The sequence below is a fragment of the Labedella phragmitis genome, assembly GCF_004078635.1.
Lineage (GTDB): Bacteria > Actinomycetota > Actinomycetes > Actinomycetales > Microbacteriaceae > Labedella > Labedella phragmitis.
Genome location: NZ_RZNB01000003.1, coordinates 225,168 through 248,763 on the forward strand (window position 1 = coordinate 225,168; position 23,596 = coordinate 248,763).

Here is a 23,596-nt window from a genome sequence, read left to right on the forward strand (position 1 = left end):
CGCAGCGACGCTACAGTGTCATGAGAACGATTATCAACTTCAGAGAACGGGGCGATCGGATGACGGACGACATCACCGCAGCGGTCCGACTCGAGGGTGTCGGCGTACGCTTCGACGGCACTGTCGCCCTCGACGACGTCGACCTCGACGTCATCGCGGCGAGCCGCACGGCGATCGTCGGCCCCAACGGAGCCGGCAAGTCGACGATGCTCGAGGTCATCGCCGGCGTACGGCCACCGACGAGTGGCCGCGTTCTCCGTCGCACCCCGGCGGTCGCATTCGTCCCCCAACGCGCTGCCGTGCCCGACACTCTCCCGCTCTCGGTGCGCGACGTCGTGACGATCGGCGTGTGGGGACGATCGGGATCGTGGCGCCGGATCGGCCGGGCCGATCGATCACGCGTCGACGCGGCCCTCGAGAGGCTCGACATCGCCGCCCTCGCGACGGCGTCGTTCGCAGTACTCTCGGGTGGTCAGCGCCAGCGCGCGATCCTCGCCCAGGGACTCGCCAGAGGCGCGGACACCCTCCTGCTCGACGAGCCGACGACGGGCCTCGACGCGGCGAGCGCGGCGCGCATCCGGACCGTGCTCGAGGACGAAGCCAGACGAGGCGTGGCGGTCGTGTGCGTGAGCCACGACGAGACGCTCATCGCGGAAGCCGAGCGCGTCGTGCGGATGACCCGCGGCCGCATCGTCGAGGACGTCAGTGCGGCCGGTCCGGACTTCGTCAGGAAGAGCCTCGACAGCCCCCGGACATGACGACAGCCCCCGGACATGACGACGGCCCCCGTGCGTTCGGAGAACGCGCGGGGGCTGTCGGATGGTGGCGAGTGAGGGATTCGAACCCCCGAATGCTGAGCAGTCTGATTTACAGTCAGATCCCTTTGGCCGCTTGGGTAACTCGCCAGATGCGCTTCCGACCGTACTTGTTCAGCCAACCGAACGCGCCGCAGGAAATACTACCCCGGACCCCGGGAGGCTGCGAAATCCCCGCCGTTCGGCGACCGTCGGCGTGTCGCGCACCCTGCTACCGGTCGAGATCCTCGGGCGTCCGGAGCAGGGCTCCCTCGGAGCGGCACGTCGCCGCGGCCACGAGCATCGCACGATCGAGCACGCGCGACCAGCCGTTCGAGTCGGCCGGTCGGCCCTGTCGGACGACGTCGGCGACGACGGACGCGAGGGACGCGTCGCCGGCACCCATCGTGTCGACGATGGGCCCCGGAAGCGACGCGATGCCGCTCGACACCTCAACCTCCCCGTCGAGGATGCGCGCTCCCGCCTTGCCCTCGGTCGCGAGCACGACCTCCGCTCCCCCTCGCTGCAGATCGGGGACGAGGGCGGCGAGGCCGTCGGCCCCGAGGAAGGGAGCGTCGTCGTCACCCACCTTGACGAGCAGGCTGCTCCCCACGATCCTCAGCGCGTTCTCCTCGAAGCGGCCGCGGTCGGCCATCATCGCCTCGCGCGGGTTGGGGTCGACGATGAGGAGGGAGTCGGTCGTCGCCTCCTCGAGCGCGGCGGATTGCGCGTCGTCGTCGAACGGGAAGCAGCTCACGACGACGACGGGCGCCGCCGCGATCGCGCGTCGCTCGGCGGCGCCGAAGTCGACGTGCCGGTTCTGCGCGGCCGCGTTGAAGACGTAGTGCGGCTCGCCGTCCACGCGCTCGCTGATCGCGCGCGACGATCCGTGCTCCGACGCCGTCGCCACGAGTTCCACGCCGTGGTTCTGGAGGAGCTCGCGGATGATGCGGCCGTCCTCGTCGTCACCGACCATCGCGAGGAGCGTCGTCGGCACCCCGAGCCGCGCGAGGCCGACGGCCACGTTGAGCGCCGCTCCCCCGACGAACTCGCGCGTCCCGCGCTCGTCCCTCAACTCGTCGATGAGGGCGTCCCCGATGACGACGACCCGTCCGGATTCCGTGCTCGCGCCCTCGGCGACGCCGCGTTCTTCATTCATAGTTCGGAATGTACACGGACTGACGTCCGGGCGCTGCGGGCGGATACCGTGGAGTCATGACCGAGCCGTACCTCTCCATCCCCCTCGACGACCAGGCGGCGACGACGCTGCGAGACTCCGGCCTGCGACCCGCCATCGTCGACACCGCGGACGACGCGACGTTCGACGCGTGGCTGTCCGCCGAGGCCCGCGGTTTCCACGCGCGCCAGCCGAGCGCCGCCTCCCTCGCCCAGCAGCGGGAGCTGTTGCGGCACCGCCGGACGACGGGCGTCTACGACGACTCGATCCCCTCACCCGTCGCGCCCGTCGGAACCGTGAGCTCGTGGCCCGCACCTCTCACCGTCCCGGGTCCCCGCGCCGTCGAATCGTGGCTCATCAGCGCCGTCACGGTCGCGCCGACGCACCGCCGGCGCCGCATCGCATCGGCACTGCTGCCCGCGGAACTCCGAACGGCCGCCGCTCTCGGGATCCCCGTCGCCGCACTCACCGTCTCCGAGTCCACGATCTACGGCCGCTGGGGGTTCGGTCCGAGCGCGTTCTCGAGCGTGTGGACGATCGACACGCGCCGAGCCGGGTGGGTCGGGCCGACGACGCCTGGTCGGTTGTCGTTCACGACGCCGGCCGAGTTCGTCGAGACCGGTCGTTCGCTGCTCGCACGGCAGAACGCCGCTCGCGCCGGCGAAGTCGGGCTTTCCGACTACCTCTCCGACCGCACCATGACGCCGCTCGAGGGCGCACCGGACGCCGACAAGTACCGGCTGGTGCGCTACGACGGCCCGGACGGCGAACCCGAGGGATTCGTGACGTACACGATTACGGAGGACGACTCCGACTTCACGAACGCGACGCTCGACGTCGTCGCCCTCGTCGCGACGACAGCGGCGGCGAACGCCGCGCTCTGGCGTTACGTCATCGAGATGGACCTCGTCGCGACCGTGCGCGCCCACACCCGCGGCGTCGACGAACCGCTCCCGTGGCTCGTCCGCGACATCCGGGGCGCGAAGGTCACGAACGTGCAGGACCACTTGTGGACGCGCATCCTCGACGTGCCGGCCGCCCTCGAAGCCCGGGCGTACGAGACGGCAGGAAGCATCGTGCTCGAGGTCGACGACCCGCTCGGCTTCGCCGCCGGACGGTTCCGTCTCGAGGTGGGCGCCGACGGGACCGCACGCGTGCAGGAGACGACCGACGGCGCGGACGTCTCTCTCCCCGTCGGCGCGCTCGCGTCCGTCTACCTGGGTGCTCCCTCCGTCGCGGGGCTCGCGGCCGCCGGCCGTATCGAGGGAGACGCCCTCGCTCTCGACCGGCTCTTCCGCACGGCCGTCCCGCCGCGCCTCAGCAGCTGGTTCTGATCCGCCGCGGGTGGCCGCTCCGCTCGCGAGGGTGCTGAGCGGCCGCATACACTGGAGCGCATGGCAGATTCATCGTTCGACGTCGTCAGCAAGGTCGAGAAGATGGAGGCGGACAACGCCGTTCATCAGGCTTCGAAGGAGATCGAGCAGCGCTACGACTTTAAGGGCGTCGGCGCGTCGGTCGAGTGGAGCGGCGAGAAGATCATGCTCAAGGCCAACAGCGAGGAGCGCGTGAAGGCCGTGCTCGACGTGCTGCAGTCGAAGCTCATCAAGCGCGGCATCTCCCTCAAGAGCCTCGAGGCCGGCGAGCCGTACGCGAGCGGCAAGGAGTACCGCATCGAGGCGACGCTCAAGGACGGCATCTCGTCGGAGAACGCGAAGAAGATCGGCAAGATCATCCGCGACGAGGCGCCGAAGTCGGTCAAGAGCCAGATCCAGGGCGACGAGCTCCGTGTGCAGTCGAAGAGCCGCGACGACCTCCAGGAGACGATCGCCCTGCTCAAGGGCAAGGACCTCGACATCGACCTCCAGTTCGTCAACTTCCGCTGATCTCGCGGCAGGGTCACGTCATCGGGCGGCGGCCCGGACGGAAGCACTCCTCGTCAACCCTCCACTCGGGGGGAGCATTCCCCCTACGCTCGCGCCATGACCGCAATCGGGCGGACTCCGCTGGAGCCGCTCTCCGAACCCGTCGCGCCTGAACCCGACTCGCGACGCTCCCTCGTCTTCGCCGTGGGCATCGTCGCGATCGTCGCATTCGTGGTGCTCCGCATCGGGGTCGCCTTCGGGCGGCACCAGCCGCTTCCGGTCGACCTCTGGTGGAACGATCTCATGGTCACGATCCTCAACGACGCACTCGTCGTCGTCGCCTGGGTGCCCGCGATCGTCGGCGGCACGATCGGGATGTTCGTCGTCGGTTTGCTGCTCGTCCTCCTCCTCTTCTGGCGCGGACGGCGGTGGGACGCCGCGACCCTCGCCATCGCGATCGTCGCGGTCGTCGCGATCGGAGCACCCATGGCCGCCGTCATCGCTCGCGTCCGGCCCGCCGACTCGCTCGCCGAGAGCGTGGCGACCTCGTTCCCCTCAGGCCACACCGCCGTGGCGACCACGGCGGTCATCACCCTCGGCCTGCTGCTCCGACGACGGTGGATCTGGACGACGGGCATCGCCTGGGTCCTCATCATGATGTGGAGCCGGACCTATCTGCACGCGCACTGGCTGAGCGACGTCGTGGCGGGGATGCTCGAGGGAGTCGTCGTCGCGACGCTCGTCTGGTGCACGATCGAAGCGGTCCGCGACCGCCGCGCCGCTCGAGCCGCCACACCTGCTCTAGCCACGGAACCGTCGCGTCCGAACCCGACTCCCGAACCCTGACCGGAAGGCCCCCATGACCAGGGGCCATCGTCGTCGGGCTCCTCGCGCTCGCGATCTGGCAGATCGCGGAGACGTTCCTCGAGCGCGATTCCGACACGAAGAAGAAGTGGGGGCACCGGATCAAGTTCCTCGGCACCGCCGCGGCCTACATCGCGATCGCGATCACGGCCGCGACGTCCGCGTTGGGTCGTCAGTCCCAGTCGTCCGAGTCGTCGCAATCGTTCAGCGCGCAGCTCCTCGCCGCTCCGGCGGGCGTCGCGCTCCTCGTCCTCGTCGGCCTCATCGTCGCGGGCGTCGGCGTCGCCTTCATCGTGCGCGGCATCACGCGCGCGTTCACGAAGCACTTGAGCCTGCCCGGCGGCACCACGAAGAGGGGCATCGTGGCCTTCGGCATCGCTGGGTACATCGCGAAGGGCATCGCCGTGACCGTCACGGGGATCCTCTTCGTCGTCGCTGCGGTCACCCACGACCCCGAGACCGCCGGCGGTCTCGACGGGGGCCTCCGCGCTCTCGCGGGGCTCCCCTACGGAGCGATCATCCTCTGGACGGTCGGACTCGGCCTCGTGCTCTACGGCCTCTTCTGCTTCGCCCGCGCCCGCTACGCGCGGATGTGACATTCGTACGCGCATAACCGTATGTGTCACAGGGATGACGCATGGCGGGTTATGCGCCACTACGGGCTGTCGGCAAGGCTCAGCGAGACCCTGGATTCGTCAATCAGCGCGCAAGAGCTCCAGGAACTTGCGGGCTCCAATTGAGGCATCCTGGCGGAGGGCATCCTCACCTTCATCGTCACCTGCCTGCTGCATCTGCCGAGCGAAATGGCCAGCAGCCAAACCGTCCGGCTGGGACAGCAGGCTCATGGCAGCCTCGACTGCTATGCGCGGCTCGGGCCGATATTCCGCCGACGGCGTGTTCAGCACAGCTCGTGCTGCGGCGGGGACGCCGCCCGGGTTGTAGAGCGCGACGAACATTAGGTCATACGAGTCCTTTGGCTTCCTTCGAGCAAGCATTGCTGCCGCCTTCGCAGCGATGTAGCCTCCAAGCCCTGTAAATCGGATCGTCACCTCCTGCGGAGCTTCCGGAATTTCTCGGCGCACGGAAAGCGGCACTGGAAGAGTTCGATCAATTGTTTGCTGGAGGGCGGCGGCTGGCCCGTCGAGGTTTTGAGCCGCAGCCTCGTGTGCTCCAGGAAGAGCGAGTGGCTGTCCGACGTTGTCCAACACATCGCAAAGCAGGTCGAGGCGCACGAGAGTGTCCCCCAAGACCGCATTCCACTGCCACCCCGAGACGCCCGGTCGCGGAACGAATCCGCCTCGTGCAAGCGCATCATCTAACCAAGCGAAATCGAGCTCGTCTCGGTCGTGAATGAAGCCCAGCTCAAAGAGGATATCGACATCCGTTGTTCCGAGATGCGGGGCTGGCGCGTTGGGGGCGAGGAAGTCCGGATTGAGGCCGCCTATGACGACAAAATCGCTCCAGTGATCAGCGGCCAAGATTACGAATCGTATAAGTGCCTCTTCAGCTCGTTGACGAGCGTCGCGGTTACGCTCCTCAGAACTCAAGAACGGTCTCTCGAATAACGTCAGCGGCTTCAGCTGCGCGAGAACCTGCTCGAAGGAGGTCCCCGTATACCCGGATTGGCGGTGCGACTTTCACGCCTTCATAGTCCCGTGATAGCGCCATGATATGCGACGCTGCCGGTGCGAGTCGGATACGACCACCATGATCAGTCTCGGTCACGTCGGGGCTTTCAAGGAGCGCTTGCCGTGCATCGTCCAATTTATCGCGGTGGACGTAGAGGAGAAGGTCGGGTGTCTGCGTCAGATATGGTGCCAACCGATCTGCGCCAGCGAGCCCCGACACTACCCATTCGGTTTTCTGGGTCTGCCGCACGAGCTCAAGTGACCGCTCCGCAGCGCGCCAAGGCACGTGGAATTGAGCACCTACAGACGGATCTGTCACACGAGCGTATACACCGGCCCAGTCACTAAGCATGCGGCTTGCGTCAAGAAAACCTCGGGCCGCCGTCGGCCCCCTTTGCGCTCCCATTTTCGTGGTGTATTGCTCCTCGTCGAGGAGAGCCAATACCTTAGATGTCTGAGCGTATGAGTAACCCGTTAGGTCAGCCAGGCGGGAAGGACGAGCAACGGGCGTATGTTCTCCGGCATTTTGCTGTTGTCGCAGCGCGAGAACTGCCTCGACGACATCGGTGACGACGGGCGTCCAATTCATTGCGTGTCCGCGAATTCGTTTCGTTTTAGGCAGTCGTGCAACATAGAGCCCCGCGCCGTCGCGGATCACTCCTGCTCCCTCGCTATCCGCCCAGGAGATCAGCTGATCATCGAGTAACGCGCGGGCGCCCCCAGTCACCCTTCGGGCCGTGACAACCGGAATCCCTTCGCGGACGTTAGCGGGGTTTGAAGCAAGCCATCGGCGTACATCGGAAGGAAATCCTTCGCCTATGTACTCAGGCGAGAGTTGCCACCGTTGGGATCCCTGCTCAATCCACAAGCGACCAGCTTCATCGACGAGAGAGAAATCGTCAGGCAACATGTTTTTCACGATGGCTTGCTCGCGTTTTCTTCCGTTTCGCACAGTTTTTATTGTAGTCGGTAAAAACAGAGTTTTAAGGACATAACTAACTATTTACCCGTGGCGATAATAACCATCTGACAATGAGGAAAAGTGGCAAACTCGATAGAGCAGCCACTACTTCGGGACGCGCTCGGCTCCGGCGATGCGCTGGGCGATGTAGATGGGGACGAGCGAGACCACGACGAGCACGACGGCGATCACATTGACGACGGGCGCCTGATTCGGGCGGAACAGATTCTGGAAGATCCAGATGGGCAGCGTCGTCGTCCCGACCCCGGCCGTGAACGTCGTGACGATGATCTCGTCGAAGCTCAACGCGAAGGCCAGCAGTCCTCCGGCGAAGAGGGCGGACCGCAATTGCGGGAACGTCACGAGACGGAACGTCGTCCACAGCCCGGCGCCGAGGTCGGCCGACGCCTCCTCGAGGTTCGTCCCGGTCCTCCTCAATCGCGCCTGCACGTTGTTGAAGACCGTCACGATGCAGAAGGTCGCGTGCGCGACGACGATCGTGAAGAAACCGAGCTGGAGCCCGAGGATCGTGCGGAACGCGTTGTTCAGCGCGATGCCCGTGACGATGCCCGGCAGCGCGATGGGCAGGATCACGAGAAGGCTCACGGACTGACGACCGAAGAAGCTGTGGCGCTGGAGCGCTATCGCCACGAGCGTCCCGAGCACGAGTGAGATGACCGTCGCGAGCGACGCCACCTGCACGCTCGTCCACAGCGCCGACAGGGCGCCGCGGTTCTGGAACGCCGTGCCCCACCACTCGAGGGTGAACCCGGGCGGCGGCCAGACGAGGCTCTGACTCGTGGAGAAGGAATTCACCAGGACAACGAAGAGCGGCACGTACACGACGATCAGCACCGCGATGGTGAGGGCGCCGAGAGTAATGCGGGCCGGTCGGCTGAGTCTCATGATGCGCTCACAGGTTCTCGAGGGCGCCCGTGCGACGCACGAGACCGAGGTAGACGATCATGATCGCGATCGGGATGAGCGCGATCGCGGCGGCGAGCGGCAGATTGTTCGCGGCGCCGACGTTCGTGTAGACGAGGTTGCCGAGCATCTGGCTCGCTCCTCCGACGATGTTGACGGTGATGTAGTCACCGAGGGACAGGGAGAAACTGAAGATGGACCCCGCGATGATCGCCGGCCAGAGGAGCGGCAGGACGACCGATCGGAGCGTCCGCCACGTCTTCGCGCCGAGATCCCCCGACGCCTCGAGCAGACTGTCCGGCACCCGCTCGAGCCCTGCATAGATGGGCATGATGACGTACGGCAGCCAGAGGTACGCGAGCGTGATGACGGTGGCGTGGAGGCCGTAGCCCGGCGTGTTGCCGCCGAACGGGGTCACCATCCAGTCGATCAGGCCCCCCTCGCTCAGCACCGATCGCCACGCGTAGGCCTTCACGAGGTAGCTCGCCCACAGCGGCATGAGTACGAGGATGACGAGCACCCTCTGCATGCGCGGTGAGGCGACCTTCGCCATGTAGAACGCGATCGGGAGGGCGATCACGATGTCGATGATCGTCACGAGGATCGCGACACCCACCGTTCGCAGCGTCACCGCCTGATAGACGGCGCCCGTCAGGACGGTGACGATGTTGTCGAGGTTCCACTCGATGCTCACCGTCCCCGTGAAGCTGTCCACCGTCCAGAACGCCGTCACGAGGAGCGCGGCGAGCGCCGCGATGTAGACGAGGCCCAACCAGAACAGAGGCGCCGTGAGGAGGAGCCCGAGCCTCACGCGCGGGGCGCGACTGAGGAGGACGGACAGCCGGCGGGCCGGGGTCTCCCGTGGAACGGGGACCCCGGCGCGCTGGTGGGGTGGCGCTGCAGCGTCACTCGTCATGTGGCATCAGCCCTTGATCTCCTGCCACGCCGTCGTCCACGCCGCGTAGTCCGTGCACTCCACGTCCGTCCGGCCGTCGAGGCACTCGGCGATGGGCGTCGACCAGTACCAGATCTGCGAGGCGTACTCCTCGTCACCGGCGTGGTACAGCTCGCACTGCCCCTCGGAACGGAACTCACAGGCCGCGTCGTTCGACGGGGCCTCACCGAAGTACTCGGTCGCCTGGGCGTTGGCCTCGGGGCTCGCGATGTAGTCGAGCCACGCGTACGCGCAGTTCGGGCTCGCGGCATCCGACCCGACCATCCAGTTGTCGCTCCAGCCGGTCACGCCCTCCTCCGGAAGGGTGACGTCGACGGGCGTGCCCTCGGGGATCGAGTTCTTGATGACCTGCCAGGTCGTGCCGGCGACGATGTTCCCGGTCTCGAACGACTGGATCGACTTGAGGTAGTCGCTCCAGTACTCTCCGACGTTCGCGCGCTGGCCCTTGAGGAGCTCGACGGCGGCCGCGAGCTGGTCCTCGTCGAGGGCGTACGGGTTCTCGATACCGAGGTCCGGCTCGTGCGCCATGAGGTACATCGCCGCGTCCGCGATGTAGATGGGGCTGTCGTAGGCCGTGATCTTGCCGGCGTTCGCCGCAGCGTCGTCGAACACGACGCTCCACGACGTCGGCGCCTCGGGGAAGACCTCCGTGTTGTACATGAGGAGGTTCGCGCCGTAGCCGTGGGGAACGCCGTAGACCTCGCCGTCGGCGCTGTTCCACGACTGCTCCTTCAGGAAGTCGTAGATCCCGTCGTAGTTCGGGATGAGGTCGGTGTTGAGCGGGGCGACGTCGCCTCCCGCAATCAGGCGGAGGGTCGCATCGCCGGACGCTGCGATGACGTCGTACCCGCCCGACTTCATGAGGCTGAGCGCCTCGTCGGAGGTGCCGTACGTCTGGCTCGTGACCTCGCAGCCCGTGTCCTCCTCGAACGCCGACACCCAATCGACCTCGGGGTCGTTGCTGCCGTCCTCCACGTAGCCCGGCCACGCGAGGATCGAGACGGAGCCCTCGAGCTCGCCGACCTCCTCGGCGACCTCACCGCCGCCCGACGGCGCGGACGTGGTCCCGCACCCCGCGAGGAGTGCGACGGAGGCGATGGCGATGCCGGTCATGGCAGCGGGTCGCCCGATCATTGTGCGTTTCATTTGCGGTTCACCCTTTCCTGGTTGGTGCGGTCGCGGCACCGACGGGCGCAGCGAGGTCGATGACGTCCGATGCCGACCACTCGGCGGTCACGCGGTCGCCTCGCCGGTCGCGGGCGGCGAAGCGGGCGGCGTTCTGCTCGAGGACGACGAGTCGGTACCCCGCGTCGAGGTCGACGAGGACACGTGTGCTCGTTCCGAGGTAGATCTCCTCGGCCACCGTCCCGACCGAGCGCACGACCTCGGCGGTGGCCGCCGCGACGCCCTCATCGGCGCGCAGCCGGATCTTCTCGGGACGGAGAGAGAACGCCCCGGTCCGTCCGAGGACCGCCGCGGCGTCCTCCCCGTCGAACAGGTTGGAGGTGCCCACGAAGTCGGCGACGAATGGAGAGGTCGGTCGCTCGTAGATCTCGGCCGGCGTCCCGAGCTGCGCGATGCGCCCGTCGTTGAAGACGGCGATGCGGTCGGACAGCGTGAGCGCCTCCTCCTGGTCGTGGGTCACGAAGATGAAGGTGATGCCGAGCTCGCGCTGCAGTTCCTTGAGTTCGACCTGCATCTGTTCTCGGAGCTTGAGGTCGAGTGCACCGAGCGGCTCGTCGAGCAGGAGGGCTTTCGGTTGGACGACGGTCGCTCGCGCGAGCGCGACGCGCTGCCGCTGGCCTCCGGAGAGCTGCGCAGGCTTCCGCGATCCGAACGAGCCGAGCCGGACGGAGTCGAGAGCGGCCTGGGCGCGATCGAGGCGTTCGGCCCGACCGACTCCGCGGACGCGCAGTCCGTATGCGATGTTCTCGAGCACGGTCATGTGCGGGAAGAGCGCGTAGTCCTGGAAGACCGTGTTGACGGGCCGGTCGAACGCGGCCCTCGCCGTGACGTCCTCGCCGAAGAGTTCGATGGTGCCGTCGGTCGGCGTCTCGAATCCGGCGATCAGTCGCAGCACCGTGGTCTTGCCCGACCCGGAGGGGCCGAGCATCGAGAAGAACTCCCCTGCGGCGATGTCGAGGTCGAGCGCGTCGACCGCTCGGGTCTCGCCGAACGTCTTCGTCAGTCCGGTGAGGCGGATGGCGGGTGCTGCCGTCACGGGCGTCCCTTCGTCGGGTCGGTCGCTCCCGGGCGACCCGAGAGTTCGTCATGACACTAATCCTATGGAACCAGATGTCAAAGGGATCACGCGGATGTTACGGTCGTGTCACGACACCCACGAGGAGGACGACGTGCCGCGATCGATCGGACCCGTGAGCGCGACGCGAGCCGCGGTCTTCGCCCCGCTCGTGGACGCGGGTCGAGCGGAACTCGTCGAACGCCGCTTGACCGACGCGATCGTGCTCGGGTTGCTGGGTGAGGGCGAACGCCTCCCGAGCGAGACCGAGATGGCACGCCAGTTCGGCGTGGCGACCGTGACGGCGCGCGAGGCTCTCGTCGCCTTGCGCGAGAAAGGCCTCGTCGAGACGCGGCGTGGCCGGGACGGCGGGAGCTTCGTCACAGAGAAGCGCACGCACCCGACGTCCGTCGACGCTCGCGTCCGCGAGCTGTCCAGAGCCGAGCTGCGCGACATGGGCGCCTACTACTCCGCGATCGCCTCCTCGAGCGCCGAGTTCGCCGCGGACAGGGCGACGGGGGACGACGTCGAGCACCTCCGCTCGGTCGTGCTCGCGATCGACCTCGAGAGCGAGACCGCGGCACGGCGGGGCGAACGCACCTTCCGCCTCGAGGTCGCGGCGCTGTCGCAGTCCGCGCGCCTCGTGCGCGAGGAGTTGCGGGTGCAGGGCGAGTTCGCTCCGCTTCTCTGGCTCTGCCTGCGTGATGAGGAGTATCGTGCGCGGAGCAGGGACGCTCACCTCGCCGTCGTCAACGCGATAGCGGAGGTGGACGGCGGACGCGCGAGAACCATCACGAGGGAGCACGTCGAGGAGGCCATCGAATGGCTCCTCGAGAGGAAGACGATACTCGAAGCGACGGGATGAGATGCGAACCACAACCGATGCCGTACAGGAATGCGTGTCAGCCGTCGACGCGATCTTCACCGCGGTGTTCGCCCGCATCGACGAGTGGCGGTCATACGTCGAGCAGCTTGCCGAGCTGACCGACGGACCCATCGCAAGCACCGCGGTGGACGCCCTCGTCGAGTCCGTCGTCGTCCCGGTCCTCGAGCGCTCCGGCGCCCTCGAGATCGGCGGCGGATTCGTGGCGGCGCCCCACGTCCTCGCGGACGCCGACTGGCACCTCGCCTGGTGGCTCGGCGGATCGGTCGGGAGCGCCGGCGGCGCCGACCCCCGCGTCCGACGGCTCCGCGCCGCCGAGGACCCGGGCGACGACGCCTTCCGCGACTACACGACCCTCGAGTGGTGGCGCGTCCCCGCGACGACCCGCGCTCCCCACATCACGGGACCGTACGTCGACTACCTCTGCACGGACGACTACACCCTCACGCTCACCGCGCCCGTCGTGCACGACGCGGCCATGATCGGCGTCGTCGGCGCGGACCTCTACGTCGCGGACGTCGAGCGCTCGCTGCTCCCGTACCTCCGGTCGGTGGCGGAGACGACGACGCTCGTCAACGGCTGGGGCCGCGTGGTCGTGTCGACCGACCCGCACCTCGCCACGGGAACGATCCTCCGCGTCGAGGGCGGCCGATTCTCCGTCACGGGTCCCGCATCGCTGCCGGACGGGCGCCGGGTCATCCCGTGCGGGTCGACGAACCTCGCGTTCGTCGTCGGCTGAGGGCTGGGGTGCCGCGGACGCGATGTCGGACGCGTCGGCTGGGCTCGCAATTCGCAGGATGCCTCGCGGCCTCCAGCACCTCGCCAACGCCCCGCTCGCGCGGGGTGTTGTGATTTTAAGGCGTCCAGACGTACTCGGCCACGATGGAGAACAGGACGAGCACGACGAGCTGGAAGCCGACGATGACGAACTGGAGCTTCTGCGTCGTTGAAGCAGGAGCGCGCGCGAGCCCGTGCCGATCGTGTATCGACCCCGGATCCCGTCGCTCGCGCCGCCGACGATGATCATCGAGCCCTCGAGCTCCTTCGACGTGTCGAGGAGACCGGCCGCGAGGGAGTCGGCGTGCACGATGTGCGTCTTCGCGTCGACGTCCTCGGGCACACGGTTCCGCGCCTTCGCGAGCCGCTGCCCCGCGAGCTCGTGCACGTCGCGGTCAGAGGACGGCCACGCGGGGACGAGGGTCGCCCGGTGCTCGCTCGCGAGCACCGGCACGATGTCGAGGTGGGCGCCGCGAGTTCGAGCGAGACGAGCACCGAGCGCGAGAGCGCCCTTTCCCGCCGGAGTGTCGGTGTAACCCGACGATGAACCGCATGATTCCTGCTCTCGTAGGAGAGCTCAGGAACGGGTGAGGCGGGGCTCAGGCGAGCGTCGCCGCGATCTCGTCGGCGGTCACCCGACCGATGCGGATCGCACCGTCGACGTGCTGGTACCCCTCGGCGGCGAGGTCGCTGCACGACCAGAAGATCGGCCCGACGGGCGTGCGCTGGTCCGCTCCGTACCGGGAGAGTCCGCCGAGGTCGAAGCTCGCGGCGTAGGCGCCGCGCGTCCACTCCTCGGACGCCCAGTCGCTCTCGTAGTAGACGACGGGTTCGAGCGCTTGCGGTCCGTAATACGCGGCGAGCGACTCGAGAATGCGGCGCTTGCGCTCCTCGGCGGGCAGGGCGAACATCGCGTCGGCCTTCTCGTCGGAGACGAAGCCGACGAGGGTTCCGCGCGGGTCGCCGTGGTTCGTGTTGTCGTAGGCCTCGTGCACGAGCTGGTACGGACTGAACGCCGTGCCCGAGAGACCGGCCTCACGCCAGAACGGCGTCTCGTACACGGCGTGCACCTTGATGACGAGCCCGAGCGACAGGTGCTGGTGCATCTGCTGCTGACGCCGCGGCAGCGGCGGCTCGAAGGAGATGCGCGAGTACAGGTTCGGCGGGACGGCGACGACGGCGCGACGCGCGGTGACCGTGATGCCGTCGGCGTGCGCCGTGACCCCCTCGTCGCTCCAGGCGAGCCGTCGCACGGGTGCGCCCAGGTGGACGGCGTCCCCGAGGGCCTCGGCGAGCCGGATGGGGACCTGCTGGAGCCCGCCCGCGACGCGCTTGTCGAGGATGTAGTCGGCGTCGACGAGGTGCGAGAAGCTCCCGGCCGAGGCCGCCATGAGGATCGCCTGCAGCGCGGAGAAGGAGTGCGACGGCTTCGTGAGCATCGCCTCCGCGATGAAGAGCGCGATGTTGTCGCGCGCCTCGACGTCGTCCGTCTGCTGCGTCAGCCACTCGCTCCAGGAGATCCTGTCGAGTTCGACCGCCTTCTCGTGCGCCCACGGCTCGGTCGCGCCGATCTCGGCGGTGAGACCGTCGAGCAGCTCGATGAGACGCTCCATCTCGCGCTGGGTCGCGGCCTCGACGGGGAAGAGCTCCCCCGTGAACCGCGTGAGCGCCCCGGCGGCGTCGACGTAGACGCTGTCGCCCTCGCGGTACCGCGAGTACGTCTCGAGGCCGAGCTCCTCGACCGTCTCGATGAGGGCCGACTGGTCCGGCGACACCCACTGCCCGCCGAGCTCGAGGAGCGCTCCCTCGATGGTCTCCGTCCAGAGCCGACCGCCCACCCGCTCGCGGGCCTCGAGGACCGCGACCGAGTGGCCGGTCTTCCGCAACCGCGTCGCGGCGGTGAGGCCGGACGCACCAGCCCCGATGATGACGACGTCGACGTCGAGCGTCGTGTCGGTCGCGGTGTTCTGGTTGTCCACCAGGTGGCTCCTTGCGTGGTTCGGGCGGGGACTCGGAGGGCGAGGCGTCAGGAGACGGGCGTGAGCGTGTACTTCGTCGAGAGGTACTCGTGGATGCCCTCGAAGCCGCCCTCCCGACCGATCCCCGACTGCTTGACGCCGCCGAACGGGGCCGCGGCGTTCGAGATGACACCGACGTTCAGTCCCATCATGCCGGTCTCGAGCCGGTCGATCATGCGGTGCCCGCGACCGATGTTCTCGGTGAAGACATAGCTGACGAGACCGTACTCGGTGTCGTTCGCGAGGCGGACGGCGTCGTCCTCGGTCTCGAAGGTCGCGATCGCGAGCACGGGACCGAAGATCTCCTCGCGGAGGATCTGCGCGTCACGCGTCACGCCCGTGACGACCGTCGGCTCGAAGAACGTCCCGTCTCCCTCGATCGCGTTGCCGCCGGTCGTGACGGTCGCGCCCTTCGACACGGCGTCGTCGACGAGTTCCTGCGCCTTGCCGACCGCCTTCTCGTCGATGAGCGGACCGATCGTCACGCCCTCCTCGGTGCCGCGACCGATCGAGAAGCCGTTGACCCGCTCGGTGATGCGACGCGCGAACTCCTCCGCGACCGACGAGTGCACGATGAAGCGGTTGGCCGCCGTGCACGCCTGTCCGATGTTGCGGAACTTGGCGGCGATCGCGCCGTCGACCGCCTTGTCGAGATCCGCGTCGTCGAAGACGACGAACGGCGCGTTGCCGCCGAGCTCCATCGACGTGCGCAGCACGCCCTCCGCCGCTTGGGCGATGAGCTTCTTGCCGACACCCGTCGAGCCCGTGAAGCTGAGCTTCCGGAGTCGAGGGTCGGCGATGATGGGCTCCGACACGGCTCCGGAACTCGTCGTCTGGACGACGTTGACGACGCCCTTCGGGAGGCCGGCCTCCTCGAGGATCGCGACGAAGGCGATCGTCGTGAGCGGGGTGAGGGCAGCGGGCTTGACGACGACGGTGCATCCCGCGGCGAGCGCCGGGGCGATCTTGCGGGTCGCCATCGCGAGGGGGAAGTTCCACGGCGTGATGAAGTAGCACGGACCGACGGGCATCTGGCTCACGATCATCTGTCCGGTGCCCTCGGGGTTGAGCCCGTAGCGACCCGTGATGCGCACGGCTTCCTCGCTGAACCAGCGGAGGAACTCGCCGCCGTAGGTGATCTCACCGACGGACTCCGCGAGCGGCTTGCCCATCTCGAGCGTCATGAGGAGGGCGATGTCCTGCTTCCGCTCCTGCAGCAGATCGAAAGCCCTCCGCAGGATGTCGGAGCGCGTGCGGGGAGGCGTCGCCGCCCACTCGCCCTGAGCGGCGACGGCCGCGTCGAGCGCCGCGACACCGTCGGCCGCGCTCGCGTCCGCGATCGTCGCGATGATCTTCCCCGTCGACGGGTCGGTGACGTCGAACGTCTTGCCGCCCTCGGCGTCACGCCATTCGCCGCCGATGTAGAGACCGGTGGGGATGCTCGCGAGGAGTTCCTGCTCTGTCGTCATTGCTGTTCCTTCCGGGATGTTCCGTGGAGTCCGCGCGCCGGTCGTCCGACCGGACGCCGCGCGGTGGGTGTCGGCGGACACGGGGACGAGCGTCACCGCGTCCGCTGGGTGGCGGGTTCAGGAGGCGGCGAGCGCCTGGAGGACGACGTCGATGCCTTCGTCGAGCAGCGCGTCCGGGATGGTGAGCGGGGGGAGGAAGCGGATGATGTTGCCGTAGGTCCCGCAGGTCAGCACGATCACACCCTCGGCGTGGGCGGCCTTCGCGATGCGACCGGTGAGGGCGGCGTCCGGCTCGTTCGTCTCGGGGTCGACGAACTCGACCGCGATCATCGCGCCGCGCCCACGGACGTCGCCGATGCGGGCGTCGGAGGCAGCGGCATCGCGGAACCGCGAGACGATCGTCTCGCCGATGGCGCGTGCGCGCGAGACGAGGTCGTCCGCCTCGTAGGTCTCGATCGCCGCGAGCGCCGCGACGCACGCGAGCGGGTTGCCGCCGTACGTGCCGCCGAGTCCGCCGGCGTGCGGCGCGTCCATGATCTCGGCCCGGCCGGTGACCGCGGAGAGCGGGAGACCGCCGGCGATCCCCTTCGCCGTCACGACGAGGTCCGGAACGATGCCCTCGTGCTCGGAGGCGAACATGTCGCCCGTGCGGGCGAAGCCCGTCTGCACCTCGTCCGCGATGAAGACGACACCGTTCTCGCTCGCCCACTCGACGAGCGCCGGCAGGAAGCCCTCGGCGGGGACGACGAAGCCACCCTCGCCCTGGATGGGCTCGATGATGATCGCGGCGAGGTTGTCGGCGCCGATCTGCTTCTCGATGAGCGAGATCGCGCGCTTCGCCGCCTCCGGTCCCGAGAGTCCGTCGCGGAACGGGTAGGACATCGGGGCCCGGTAGATCTCCGAGGCGAAGGGCCCGAAGCCGCTCTTGTACGGCATCGACTTGGCTGTGAGGGCCATCGTGAGGTTGGTGCGGCCGTGGTAGGCGTGATCGAACGCGACGACGGCCTGCTTCTTCGTGTACGAGCGCGCGATCTTGACGGCGTTCTCGACCGCTTCGGCGCCCGAGTTGAAGAGCGCGCTGCGCTTGTCGTGGTCACCGGGGGTGAGCCGGTTGAGCGCCTCGGCGACGGCGACGTAGGAGTCGTACGGCGTGACCATGAAGCACGTGTGCGTGAAGTCGGCGACTTGCTGCTGGACAGCCGCGACGACGCGCGGTGCGCTGTTGCCGACTCCCGTGACGGCGATGCCGGACCCGAGGTCGATGAGCGAGTTGCCGTCGACGTCGACGACGACGCCCCCGCCGGCGCGGGCCGCGAATACCGGCATCGTGGTGCCAACTGCGGAGGACACGGCCGCGAGCTTGCGGGCCATGAGTTCCCTCGAGACGGGACCGGGGATCTCGGTGACGAGTCGTCGCTCCTGCACGAGTCCGTCCCGATCGAGGGTCGGAGCAGTGGTCGTGGCGGTGTCGATGGACATGGTCCGTGCCTCCCAGAGCGTCGAAGCGGCCGGCCTGTGCGCCGATGCCGCTCCGCCCATGCTAGAAGCCACGGCATCCCGCGTCGATGGACACTCTGTCTCCTCCCCTCATCACACGTCGACACTGTGGAGTCCGCGTTCTAGACTCCTGAGCATGCATCCCACCGCGCGCGCGCTCGTCGGTGAGTCGTCGTTGCGACTGACGGTGTTGGAGGGCGGAGGGGACGGAGCACTCGACGCCGAGGTGTCGTGGGCGCACAGTTCGGATCTCCTCGACCCGACGCCGTTCCTCGACGCCGGGCAGGTCCTCCTCACGACGGGGACTCAGTTCGCGGCGGACGGCGCCGACCACGACGCCTACGTCGAGCGGCTCACCGCTCGCGGCGTCGCCGCCCTCGGATTCGGGACCGAGGTCGTGACGGCGGGCACCCCGGATGCTCTCGTGCGCGCGTGCGCCTCCCACGGCCTCCCCCTCTTCGAGGTGCCGTACCAGGTGCCGTTCATCGCGATCGCCCGGTTCGTCGCCGACCGCGTCGCCGCCGCCGAGCACGCGCGGGACGCGTGGGCGCTCGGGGCCATGCGCTCCATCTCCTTCGCAGCCCTGCGACCGGAGGGCCTCGGCGCGACGCTCGTGGAACTCGCCCGTCAACTCGACCGGTCCGTGCTGTTGTTCGACGAGACCGGCGCCGCGACACACGACGAGAACGGGGAGGGCGCAGCGCTTCCGACCGGACTCCGGGACGACATCCGCGCCGAGGCCGCACGGCTCCTCGATCGCGGCCAACGCTCCAGTTCCACGATGCACCTCGATGGCACGACGGTCACCCTCCAGACGATCGGACGGCGCTCCGAACTCCGCGGGGTGCTCGCCGTCACGGGCGAGCGCGACCTCGACGCCTCCGACCAGACGGTCGTGACGAGCGTCGTCGCCCTCGTCGGCGTCGCCCTCGAGCAGGGGCGCATCCTCTCCCGCGCCCGCTCCTCCGTCCGGAGCGCGGCCGTCCGTGCCCTGCTCGACGGCCGAGCCGACCTCGCCAGCGCGGTTCTCCGGGAACTGGGTGAGAGCGTGCCCGAGGGAGATGTGGTGCTCGCGCGTGTCCGGCCCGACGACGGCGGCACCTCGGAGTCCCGAACCGTCGACACCACGGTCCTCGACGCACTGCTCGACGACGCACGGGTGCTCATCGGCACGCCCGACGCCGTCCACGCCGCTGCCGATGCTCTCGCCGCTCACGGCGCGCGCATCGGAGTATCGACACCCTCCTCCGCCTCCGACCTCCCTCGCTCCTACCGCGAGGCGGGCGCCGCGCTCGACGCCACGACCCCGCAGTCGCGCGTCGTACACGCCGGCGAGCTCGGCTCGCGCGGCGTCGACTGGTTGCTCGAGCGACCGGGATCGCGCGAGATCGCGACCGCGGTCTTGAGGCCGATCACCCACGACGAGGTTCTGCTCGCGAGCCTCGAGGCGTGGCTCGAGGCGAACGGGCAGACAGACCCGGCCGCTCGTCGCCTCCGTGTGCACCGTCACACCCTCCGGGCCCGGATCTCGACGATCGAGCAGCTCATCGGACGCGACCTCTCGTCGTTCGCCGCTCGCACGGAGGCATGGATCGCGCTCCGCGCCGTCGCCGCGGAGTGACCTCCCTCCGCCTCACGTCGACCACCGCTCGGCGGACGCGACGACTCCGCCGAGCCTCTAGCGTGAGGACATGACCGAGTTCACACCGCCCTCGCCGTCACCCGGATCCGCGATGCCGACACCCGCTCCCGCGCCCTCACCGGACTCCGTTCCCTCGGCCGCGCCCGCCTCCGCGCCCGCCTCCCCGACCGCGACCTACGACCACGCCTTGCGCGTCGCGCCGGCGTGGTGGCGTGGCGTGCTCGCGATCGTGCTGCTCGCCGTGGTCTTCCTCGTCCTCTCACTCGCGTTGAGCGTCGCCGCGATCGCCGTCGACCTCCTCACGGGCGCGTACTCGCTCGACGACCTCTCGGCGATGGAGATCACGCTCACCCCGTGGTCGATGCTCGCCAACAACCTCGCCCTGGCGGCGATGTGGCCCGTCGCGGTGCTCCTGCAGTGGTGGCTCTTCGGCGTGCGGCCGCGGTGGATGTCCTCCGTCGAGGGGCGCTTCCGCTGGAACTGGGTCGGTCGGCTCGCGCTCATCATCGTCCCGATCTGGGCGGTCTACGTCGGGATCTCGTTCGCCCTGTCGCCGCTCGACGCCGTCGTCATCGACGGCACCGTCATCGCGATGCTCGCCGTCGTGATCCTCACGACGCCGCTGCAGTCCGCCGGCGAGGAGTTCGGCACACGCGGCCTCATCCAGCGCTCGGCCGGTTCCTGGTTCGCCAATCCGACGGCCGCCTTCGTCGCGGGCACGCTCGTGTCCGGGGCGATCTTCGCCACCGCGCACCTCGCCGCCGACCCGTGGCTCATCGCGTACTACTTCGTCTTCGGCGCGTCGCTCTCGGTGACGGCTCGCGGCACGGGCGGACTCGAGGCCCCTATCCTCATCCACGTCACGAACAACGTCCTGCTCCTCGTACCGACGGCGCTCATGTCCCAGACGGACCAGATCTTCCAGCGCGATGTCGGAACCGGTGGGCCCTTCATGCTGGCCCCGATGGCGGTCTGCATCCTCGCCGCGGTCATCAGCATCTGGTGGGCCCGACGGAACCACATCGTCACGACGGGGCCGCTCCCACCATCGCGGGTCAGCGCTGTGCGTCCCGCGCCGACGGCTCCATGGCCGTCGGTCTGACAGACGGGACCCGCCCGAGTCAGTGCTCGAGGGCGCTCCCCACCCGTTGACGGATCTTCGACTTCGCCCGCTCGCGCACGGGCTTCCGCGACAGCATGACGTCGCGGAGCGCACCCTCGATCCGCTCTCGAGCATGAGCGGAGACCACTGCGGCTGCAGGGTCGAGCGCGCGGAGATGAGGGTCAGTACGGGAGCCGTAATCGACAGCCCGGCTGCGACGGCAGCGTGGCCGACGAGGGGTGGAGGACTCCTCTACTCTGACGGCCGGGATTCGACGCGATCGAGCGAGACGTCCACCATCTCCTCACGCGACACGACCTTCACTCGCTCGCGACCGCGGGCCGCTCCGAGTGCGAGCTCGTGCTGGTCCAACCGGTGCCAGCCGTCGAGCGTCGTGAACTCGACTCCGCGCTCGGCGAGCAGCGCCGGCACGCTCTCCTCGTCGGGGTGCGCCGGGCTCCACCAGTCGCTCTGATCGCCGACGAGGTGCGAGATGGTCTCCATCGCGTCCGATTTGGTGTGGCCGATGAGGCCGACGGGTCCTCGCTTGATCCAGCCCGTGGCGTAGACGCCGGGCACGATCTCGTTGCTCTCGGCGTGGAGGACGCGGCCCTCGTGGTTCGGGATCACGCCGTGCTCCTCGTCGAACGGGACGCCCTCGAGAGGCGAGCCGAAGTAGCCGACCGCGCGATAGAACGCCTGGACGGGCACCTCGCGGATCTCGCCGGTACCGACGACTCCGCCCTCGCCGTCGGGGCGCGTGCGCTCGTACCGGAATGCGGAAACGCGCCCGGTGCCGTCGTCGACGAGGCCGAGGGGCTTCGCGTAGAAGTGCAGGTGCAGTCGTCGGCTCGCCGAGCCGGTCTCGCGCTGGCGCCACTGCTGCAGCACGCGGTCGATGACCATGACCTGCTTGTTGGACGCGACGGCGAGCTTCGAGGCCTCGTCGTAGTCGAAGTCCTCGTCGTAGACGATCATGTCGACGTCGCGCAGCTCGCCGAGCTCGCGGAGCTCGAGGGGCGTGAACTTCACCTGTGCGGGGCCGCGGCGACCGAAGACGTGCACGTCCGTGACGGGCGAGGACTTGAGGCCCTCGTAGACGTTGTCGGGGATCTCCGTCGTGAGCAGGTCGTCGGCGTGCTTCGCGAGGATGCGCGAGATGTCGAGCGCGACGTTGCCGTTGCCGAGGACGGCGACCTCGCGGGCGTCGAGCGGCCAGGTGCGCGGGACGTCCGGATGGCCGTCGAACCAGTTGACGAAGTCGGCGGCGCCGTAGGAGCCCTCGAGATCGATGCCCTCGATGTCGAGCGGGGCGTCGCGGACGGCTCCGGTCGAGAAGATCACGGCGTGGTAGTGCTTCTTCAGGTCGTCGAGGGTGATGTCGGTGCCGAACTCGACATTGCCGAAGATGCGGATGTCGCCGCGGTCGAGCACGTCGCGGAGCGCGTTGATGATGCCCTTGATGCGCGGGTGGTCGGGCGCGACGCCGTAGCGGACGAGGCCGTACGGCGCGGGGAGGCGCTCGAACAGGTCGATCGACACGTCGAACGCCCGCTCGTGCTTGAGCAGGATGTCCGCTGCATAGATGCCGGCGGGACCGGCTCCGACGATCGCGAGTCTCAACTTCACGGGGCGTTCTCCTTGCTGACGGACGGCGCCGGGCGCGTCCGAGGTGCGATGATGCCGCGAGCGGCGATGGTCAGCTGCTGCGTTCGACGATCGAGTCGGCGAACCGCGTGAGCGCGTTCTTGATGGGGCCCTTGGGGAGTACGTCGAGGGCCTCGACCGCTTCGCGGGCCCAGCGGTGGGCCTCGGCGAGGGTGTCGGCCGTGGCGGGGTGGGCGCGCAGTTCCGCGATCGCGAGATCGAAGTCCGCGGTGTCGTCATCGTTCTTCGCGCCGCGCTCGATGCGCTCGAGGAGCACGGCACTCGCCGCGTCGTCCGCGGCGCGCTCGCGCAGGATGAGGAGAGGGAGCGTCACGACGCCGGCCTTGATGTCGGTGCCGGGGACCTTCCCGGTCTGCTCGGGCGCGGTGGAGAGGTCGATGACGTCGTCGACGAGCTGGAAGGCGACGCCGACCTTCTCGCCGTACTCGACGACGGCGGCCTCGTACTCGGCGGGCGCGTTCGAGAAGATGACGCCGGCTTGCGCGGCTGCGGCGATGAGCGAGCCCGTCTTGTCGGCGAGGACCTGGATGTAGTGCGCGCGGGGGTCGTCGCCCTCCTTCGGGCCGACCGTCTCGTGCAGCTGACCGAGGACGAGGCGCTCGAACGTCTCGGCCTGGAGGCGGATCGCCCCTTCGCCGAGGCTCGCCATGAGGTTCGAGGCGCGGGCGAAGAGCAGGTCGCCCGTGAGGATCGCGATGGAGTTCCCCCACACCGTATGCGCGCTCGGAACCCCGCGGCGGCGGTCGGCGTGGTCCATGACGTCGTCGTGGTAGAGCGAGGCGAGGTGGGTGATCTCGATGGCCTTCGCCGCGGTCACGACGTCGTCCGTCGCGCCCTCGCCCAGTTGAGCTGTGAGGAGCAGGAGCATGGGGCGCACGCGCTTGCCGCCCGCTTCGAGCAGGTAACGGCTGGTGGCATCGGCGAGGTCGTCGGTGAAGCTCAGTTCGGCGGCAAGGCTCGCTTCGACGGCGTCCAAACCCTCCTCGATCGCGGAGAGCAAACGCTTCGTCTCGGGGGTGGCGAACATCCGTTCGGCGAGCCCCAACTGCTTGGACAGGCTCGACCCTCGCGTGGGGGCGCTTGGATTCACACCCTCAGCCTATCCGAGCGCCCATGCCGCTCGAACGGGGTAGCGG

22 protein-coding genes, 1 tRNA gene and 1 pseudogene are annotated in these 23,596 nt (G+C 68.6%); 9 read left to right on the top strand and 15 right to left on the bottom strand.

Annotation, left to right across the window (positions count from 1 at the left end):
- Nucleotides 1-20 precede the first annotated feature (20 nt).
- Nucleotides 21-758, top strand: coding sequence for a zinc ABC transporter ATP-binding protein AztA (aztA, locus tag ELQ90_RS09105; RefSeq protein ID WP_243696091.1), 738 nt, complete (start codon nt 21-23; stop codon nt 756-758).
- A 62-nt stretch (nt 759-820) separates the two neighbouring features.
- On the opposite strand, the gene ELQ90_RS09110 is transcribed toward aztA, so the two are convergent.
- A tRNA-Tyr gene (locus tag ELQ90_RS09110) sits at nt 821-905 on the bottom strand.
- 121 nt (nt 906-1,026) lie between these two features.
- On the bottom strand, nt 1,027-1,953 hold the full coding sequence (locus ELQ90_RS09115; protein ID WP_128494960.1) for a PfkB family carbohydrate kinase: 927 nt from the start codon (nt 1,951-1,953) through the stop codon (nt 1,027-1,029).
- A 56-nt stretch (nt 1,954-2,009) separates the two neighbouring features.
- Here ELQ90_RS09115 and ELQ90_RS09120 point away from each other — a divergent pair, with 56 nt between their 5' ends.
- The 4 genes from ELQ90_RS09120 (at nt 2,010) to ELQ90_RS09135 (ending at nt 5,293) form a co-directional block, all read left to right on the top strand.
- Nucleotides 2,010-3,305, top strand: a complete 1,296-nt coding sequence (locus tag ELQ90_RS09120) for a GNAT family N-acetyltransferase (RefSeq protein WP_128494961.1) — start codon at nt 2,010-2,012, stop codon at nt 3,303-3,305.
- Nucleotides 3,306-3,365: 60 nt separating this feature from the next.
- Complete coding sequence (locus ELQ90_RS09125) at nt 3,366-3,854, top strand: YajQ family cyclic di-GMP-binding protein (protein ID WP_128494962.1); 489 nt, start codon at nt 3,366-3,368, stop codon at nt 3,852-3,854.
- A 96-nt stretch (nt 3,855-3,950) separates the two neighbouring features.
- Nucleotides 3,951-4,679, top strand: coding sequence for a phosphatase PAP2 family protein (locus ELQ90_RS09130; protein WP_128494963.1), 729 nt, complete (start codon nt 3,951-3,953; stop codon nt 4,677-4,679).
- Between the two features lie 119 nt (nt 4,680-4,798).
- A complete protein-coding gene (locus ELQ90_RS09135) occupies nt 4,799-5,293 on the top strand; it encodes a DUF1206 domain-containing protein (protein ID WP_279432133.1) in 495 nt (164 codons plus the stop codon).
- A gap of 99 nt (nt 5,294-5,392) precedes the next feature.
- Here the strand turns inward: ELQ90_RS09135 and ELQ90_RS09140 are convergent, their stop codons facing one another.
- From ELQ90_RS09140 to ELQ90_RS09165, 6 genes are all read right to left on the bottom strand, one after another.
- The gene (locus ELQ90_RS09140; RefSeq protein ID WP_128494965.1) at nt 5,393-6,175 is read right to left on the bottom strand and encodes a hypothetical protein; all 783 of its coding nucleotides are present in this window, start codon (nt 6,173-6,175) and stop codon (nt 5,393-5,395) included.
- Between the two features lie 58 nt (nt 6,176-6,233).
- Nucleotides 6,234-7,277 (bottom strand): type IV toxin-antitoxin system AbiEi family antitoxin, encoded by a 1,044-nt coding sequence (locus tag ELQ90_RS09145; protein WP_128494966.1) that lies wholly within the window; start codon nt 7,275-7,277, stop codon nt 6,234-6,236.
- Between the two features lie 114 nt (nt 7,278-7,391).
- On the bottom strand, nt 7,392-8,192 hold the full coding sequence (locus ELQ90_RS09150) for an ABC transporter permease (RefSeq protein ID WP_128494967.1): 801 nt from the start codon (nt 8,190-8,192) through the stop codon (nt 7,392-7,394).
- A 7-nt stretch (nt 8,193-8,199) separates the two neighbouring features.
- Nucleotides 8,200-9,126, bottom strand: a complete 927-nt coding sequence (locus tag ELQ90_RS09155) for an ABC transporter permease (RefSeq protein ID WP_128494968.1) — start codon at nt 9,124-9,126, stop codon at nt 8,200-8,202.
- A 6-nt stretch (nt 9,127-9,132) separates the two neighbouring features.
- Entirely contained in the window at nt 9,133-10,299 is a 1,167-nt protein-coding gene (locus ELQ90_RS09160) for an ABC transporter substrate-binding protein (RefSeq protein ID WP_128495203.1), read from the bottom strand.
- Nucleotides 10,300-10,318: 19 nt separating this feature from the next.
- Nucleotides 10,319-11,386, bottom strand: coding sequence for an ABC transporter ATP-binding protein (locus ELQ90_RS09165; protein ID WP_128494969.1), 1,068 nt, complete (start codon nt 11,384-11,386; stop codon nt 10,319-10,321).
- A 133-nt stretch (nt 11,387-11,519) separates the two neighbouring features.
- Here ELQ90_RS09165 and ELQ90_RS09170 point away from each other — a divergent pair, with 133 nt between their 5' ends.
- A complete protein-coding gene (locus ELQ90_RS09170; RefSeq protein ID WP_243696093.1) occupies nt 11,520-12,269 on the top strand; it encodes a FadR/GntR family transcriptional regulator in 750 nt (249 codons plus the stop codon).
- Between the two features lie 34 nt (nt 12,270-12,303).
- Nucleotides 12,304-13,026, top strand: a complete 723-nt coding sequence (locus ELQ90_RS16985; protein WP_243696094.1) for a cache domain-containing protein — start codon at nt 12,304-12,306, stop codon at nt 13,024-13,026.
- 246 nt (nt 13,027-13,272) lie between these two features.
- On the opposite strand, the pseudogene ELQ90_RS17190 reads toward ELQ90_RS16985, so the two are convergent.
- The 4 genes and pseudogenes from ELQ90_RS17190 to gabT form a co-directional block, all read right to left on the bottom strand.
- Nucleotides 13,273-13,581, bottom strand: a pseudogene (locus ELQ90_RS17190) (universal stress protein); the annotation flags it as partial.
- Between the two features lie 82 nt (nt 13,582-13,663).
- On the bottom strand, nt 13,664-15,043 hold the full coding sequence (locus ELQ90_RS09180) for a flavin monoamine oxidase family protein (RefSeq protein WP_128494970.1): 1,380 nt from the start codon (nt 15,041-15,043) through the stop codon (nt 13,664-13,666).
- A gap of 47 nt (nt 15,044-15,090) precedes the next feature.
- A complete protein-coding gene (locus ELQ90_RS09185) occupies nt 15,091-16,551 on the bottom strand; it encodes an NAD-dependent succinate-semialdehyde dehydrogenase (protein ID WP_128494971.1) in 1,461 nt (486 codons plus the stop codon).
- A gap of 117 nt (nt 16,552-16,668) precedes the next feature.
- Entirely contained in the window at nt 16,669-18,030 is a 1,362-nt protein-coding gene (gene gabT / locus ELQ90_RS09190) for a 4-aminobutyrate--2-oxoglutarate transaminase (RefSeq protein ID WP_128494972.1), read from the bottom strand.
- A 154-nt stretch (nt 18,031-18,184) separates the two neighbouring features.
- Here gabT and ELQ90_RS09195 point away from each other — a divergent pair, with 154 nt between their 5' ends.
- On the top strand, nt 18,185-19,669 hold the full coding sequence (locus ELQ90_RS09195) for a PucR family transcriptional regulator (RefSeq protein WP_166408953.1): 1,485 nt from the start codon (nt 18,185-18,187) through the stop codon (nt 19,667-19,669).
- A 70-nt stretch (nt 19,670-19,739) separates the two neighbouring features.
- Nucleotides 19,740-20,792 (top strand): CPBP family intramembrane glutamic endopeptidase, encoded by a 1,053-nt coding sequence (locus ELQ90_RS09200; protein ID WP_128494974.1) that lies wholly within the window; start codon nt 19,740-19,742, stop codon nt 20,790-20,792.
- Nucleotides 20,793-20,811: 19 nt separating this feature from the next.
- Here the strand turns inward: ELQ90_RS09200 and ELQ90_RS17100 are convergent, their stop codons facing one another.
- From ELQ90_RS17100 to ELQ90_RS09210, 3 genes are all read right to left on the bottom strand, one after another.
- A complete protein-coding gene (locus tag ELQ90_RS17100) occupies nt 20,812-20,940 on the bottom strand; it encodes a hypothetical protein (RefSeq protein ID WP_279432131.1) in 129 nt (42 codons plus the stop codon).
- A gap of 104 nt (nt 20,941-21,044) precedes the next feature.
- On the bottom strand, nt 21,045-22,421 hold the full coding sequence (locus ELQ90_RS09205) for an FAD-dependent oxidoreductase (protein WP_128494975.1): 1,377 nt from the start codon (nt 22,419-22,421) through the stop codon (nt 21,045-21,047).
- Between the two features lie 70 nt (nt 22,422-22,491).
- Nucleotides 22,492-23,550 carry a polyprenyl synthetase family protein gene (locus tag ELQ90_RS09210; protein WP_128494976.1) on the bottom strand — a complete coding sequence of 353 codons (1,059 nt, stop codon included), beginning with the start codon at nt 23,548-23,550 and terminating at the stop codon, nt 22,492-22,494.
- Between the last annotated feature and the right edge of the window lie 46 nt (nt 23,551-23,596).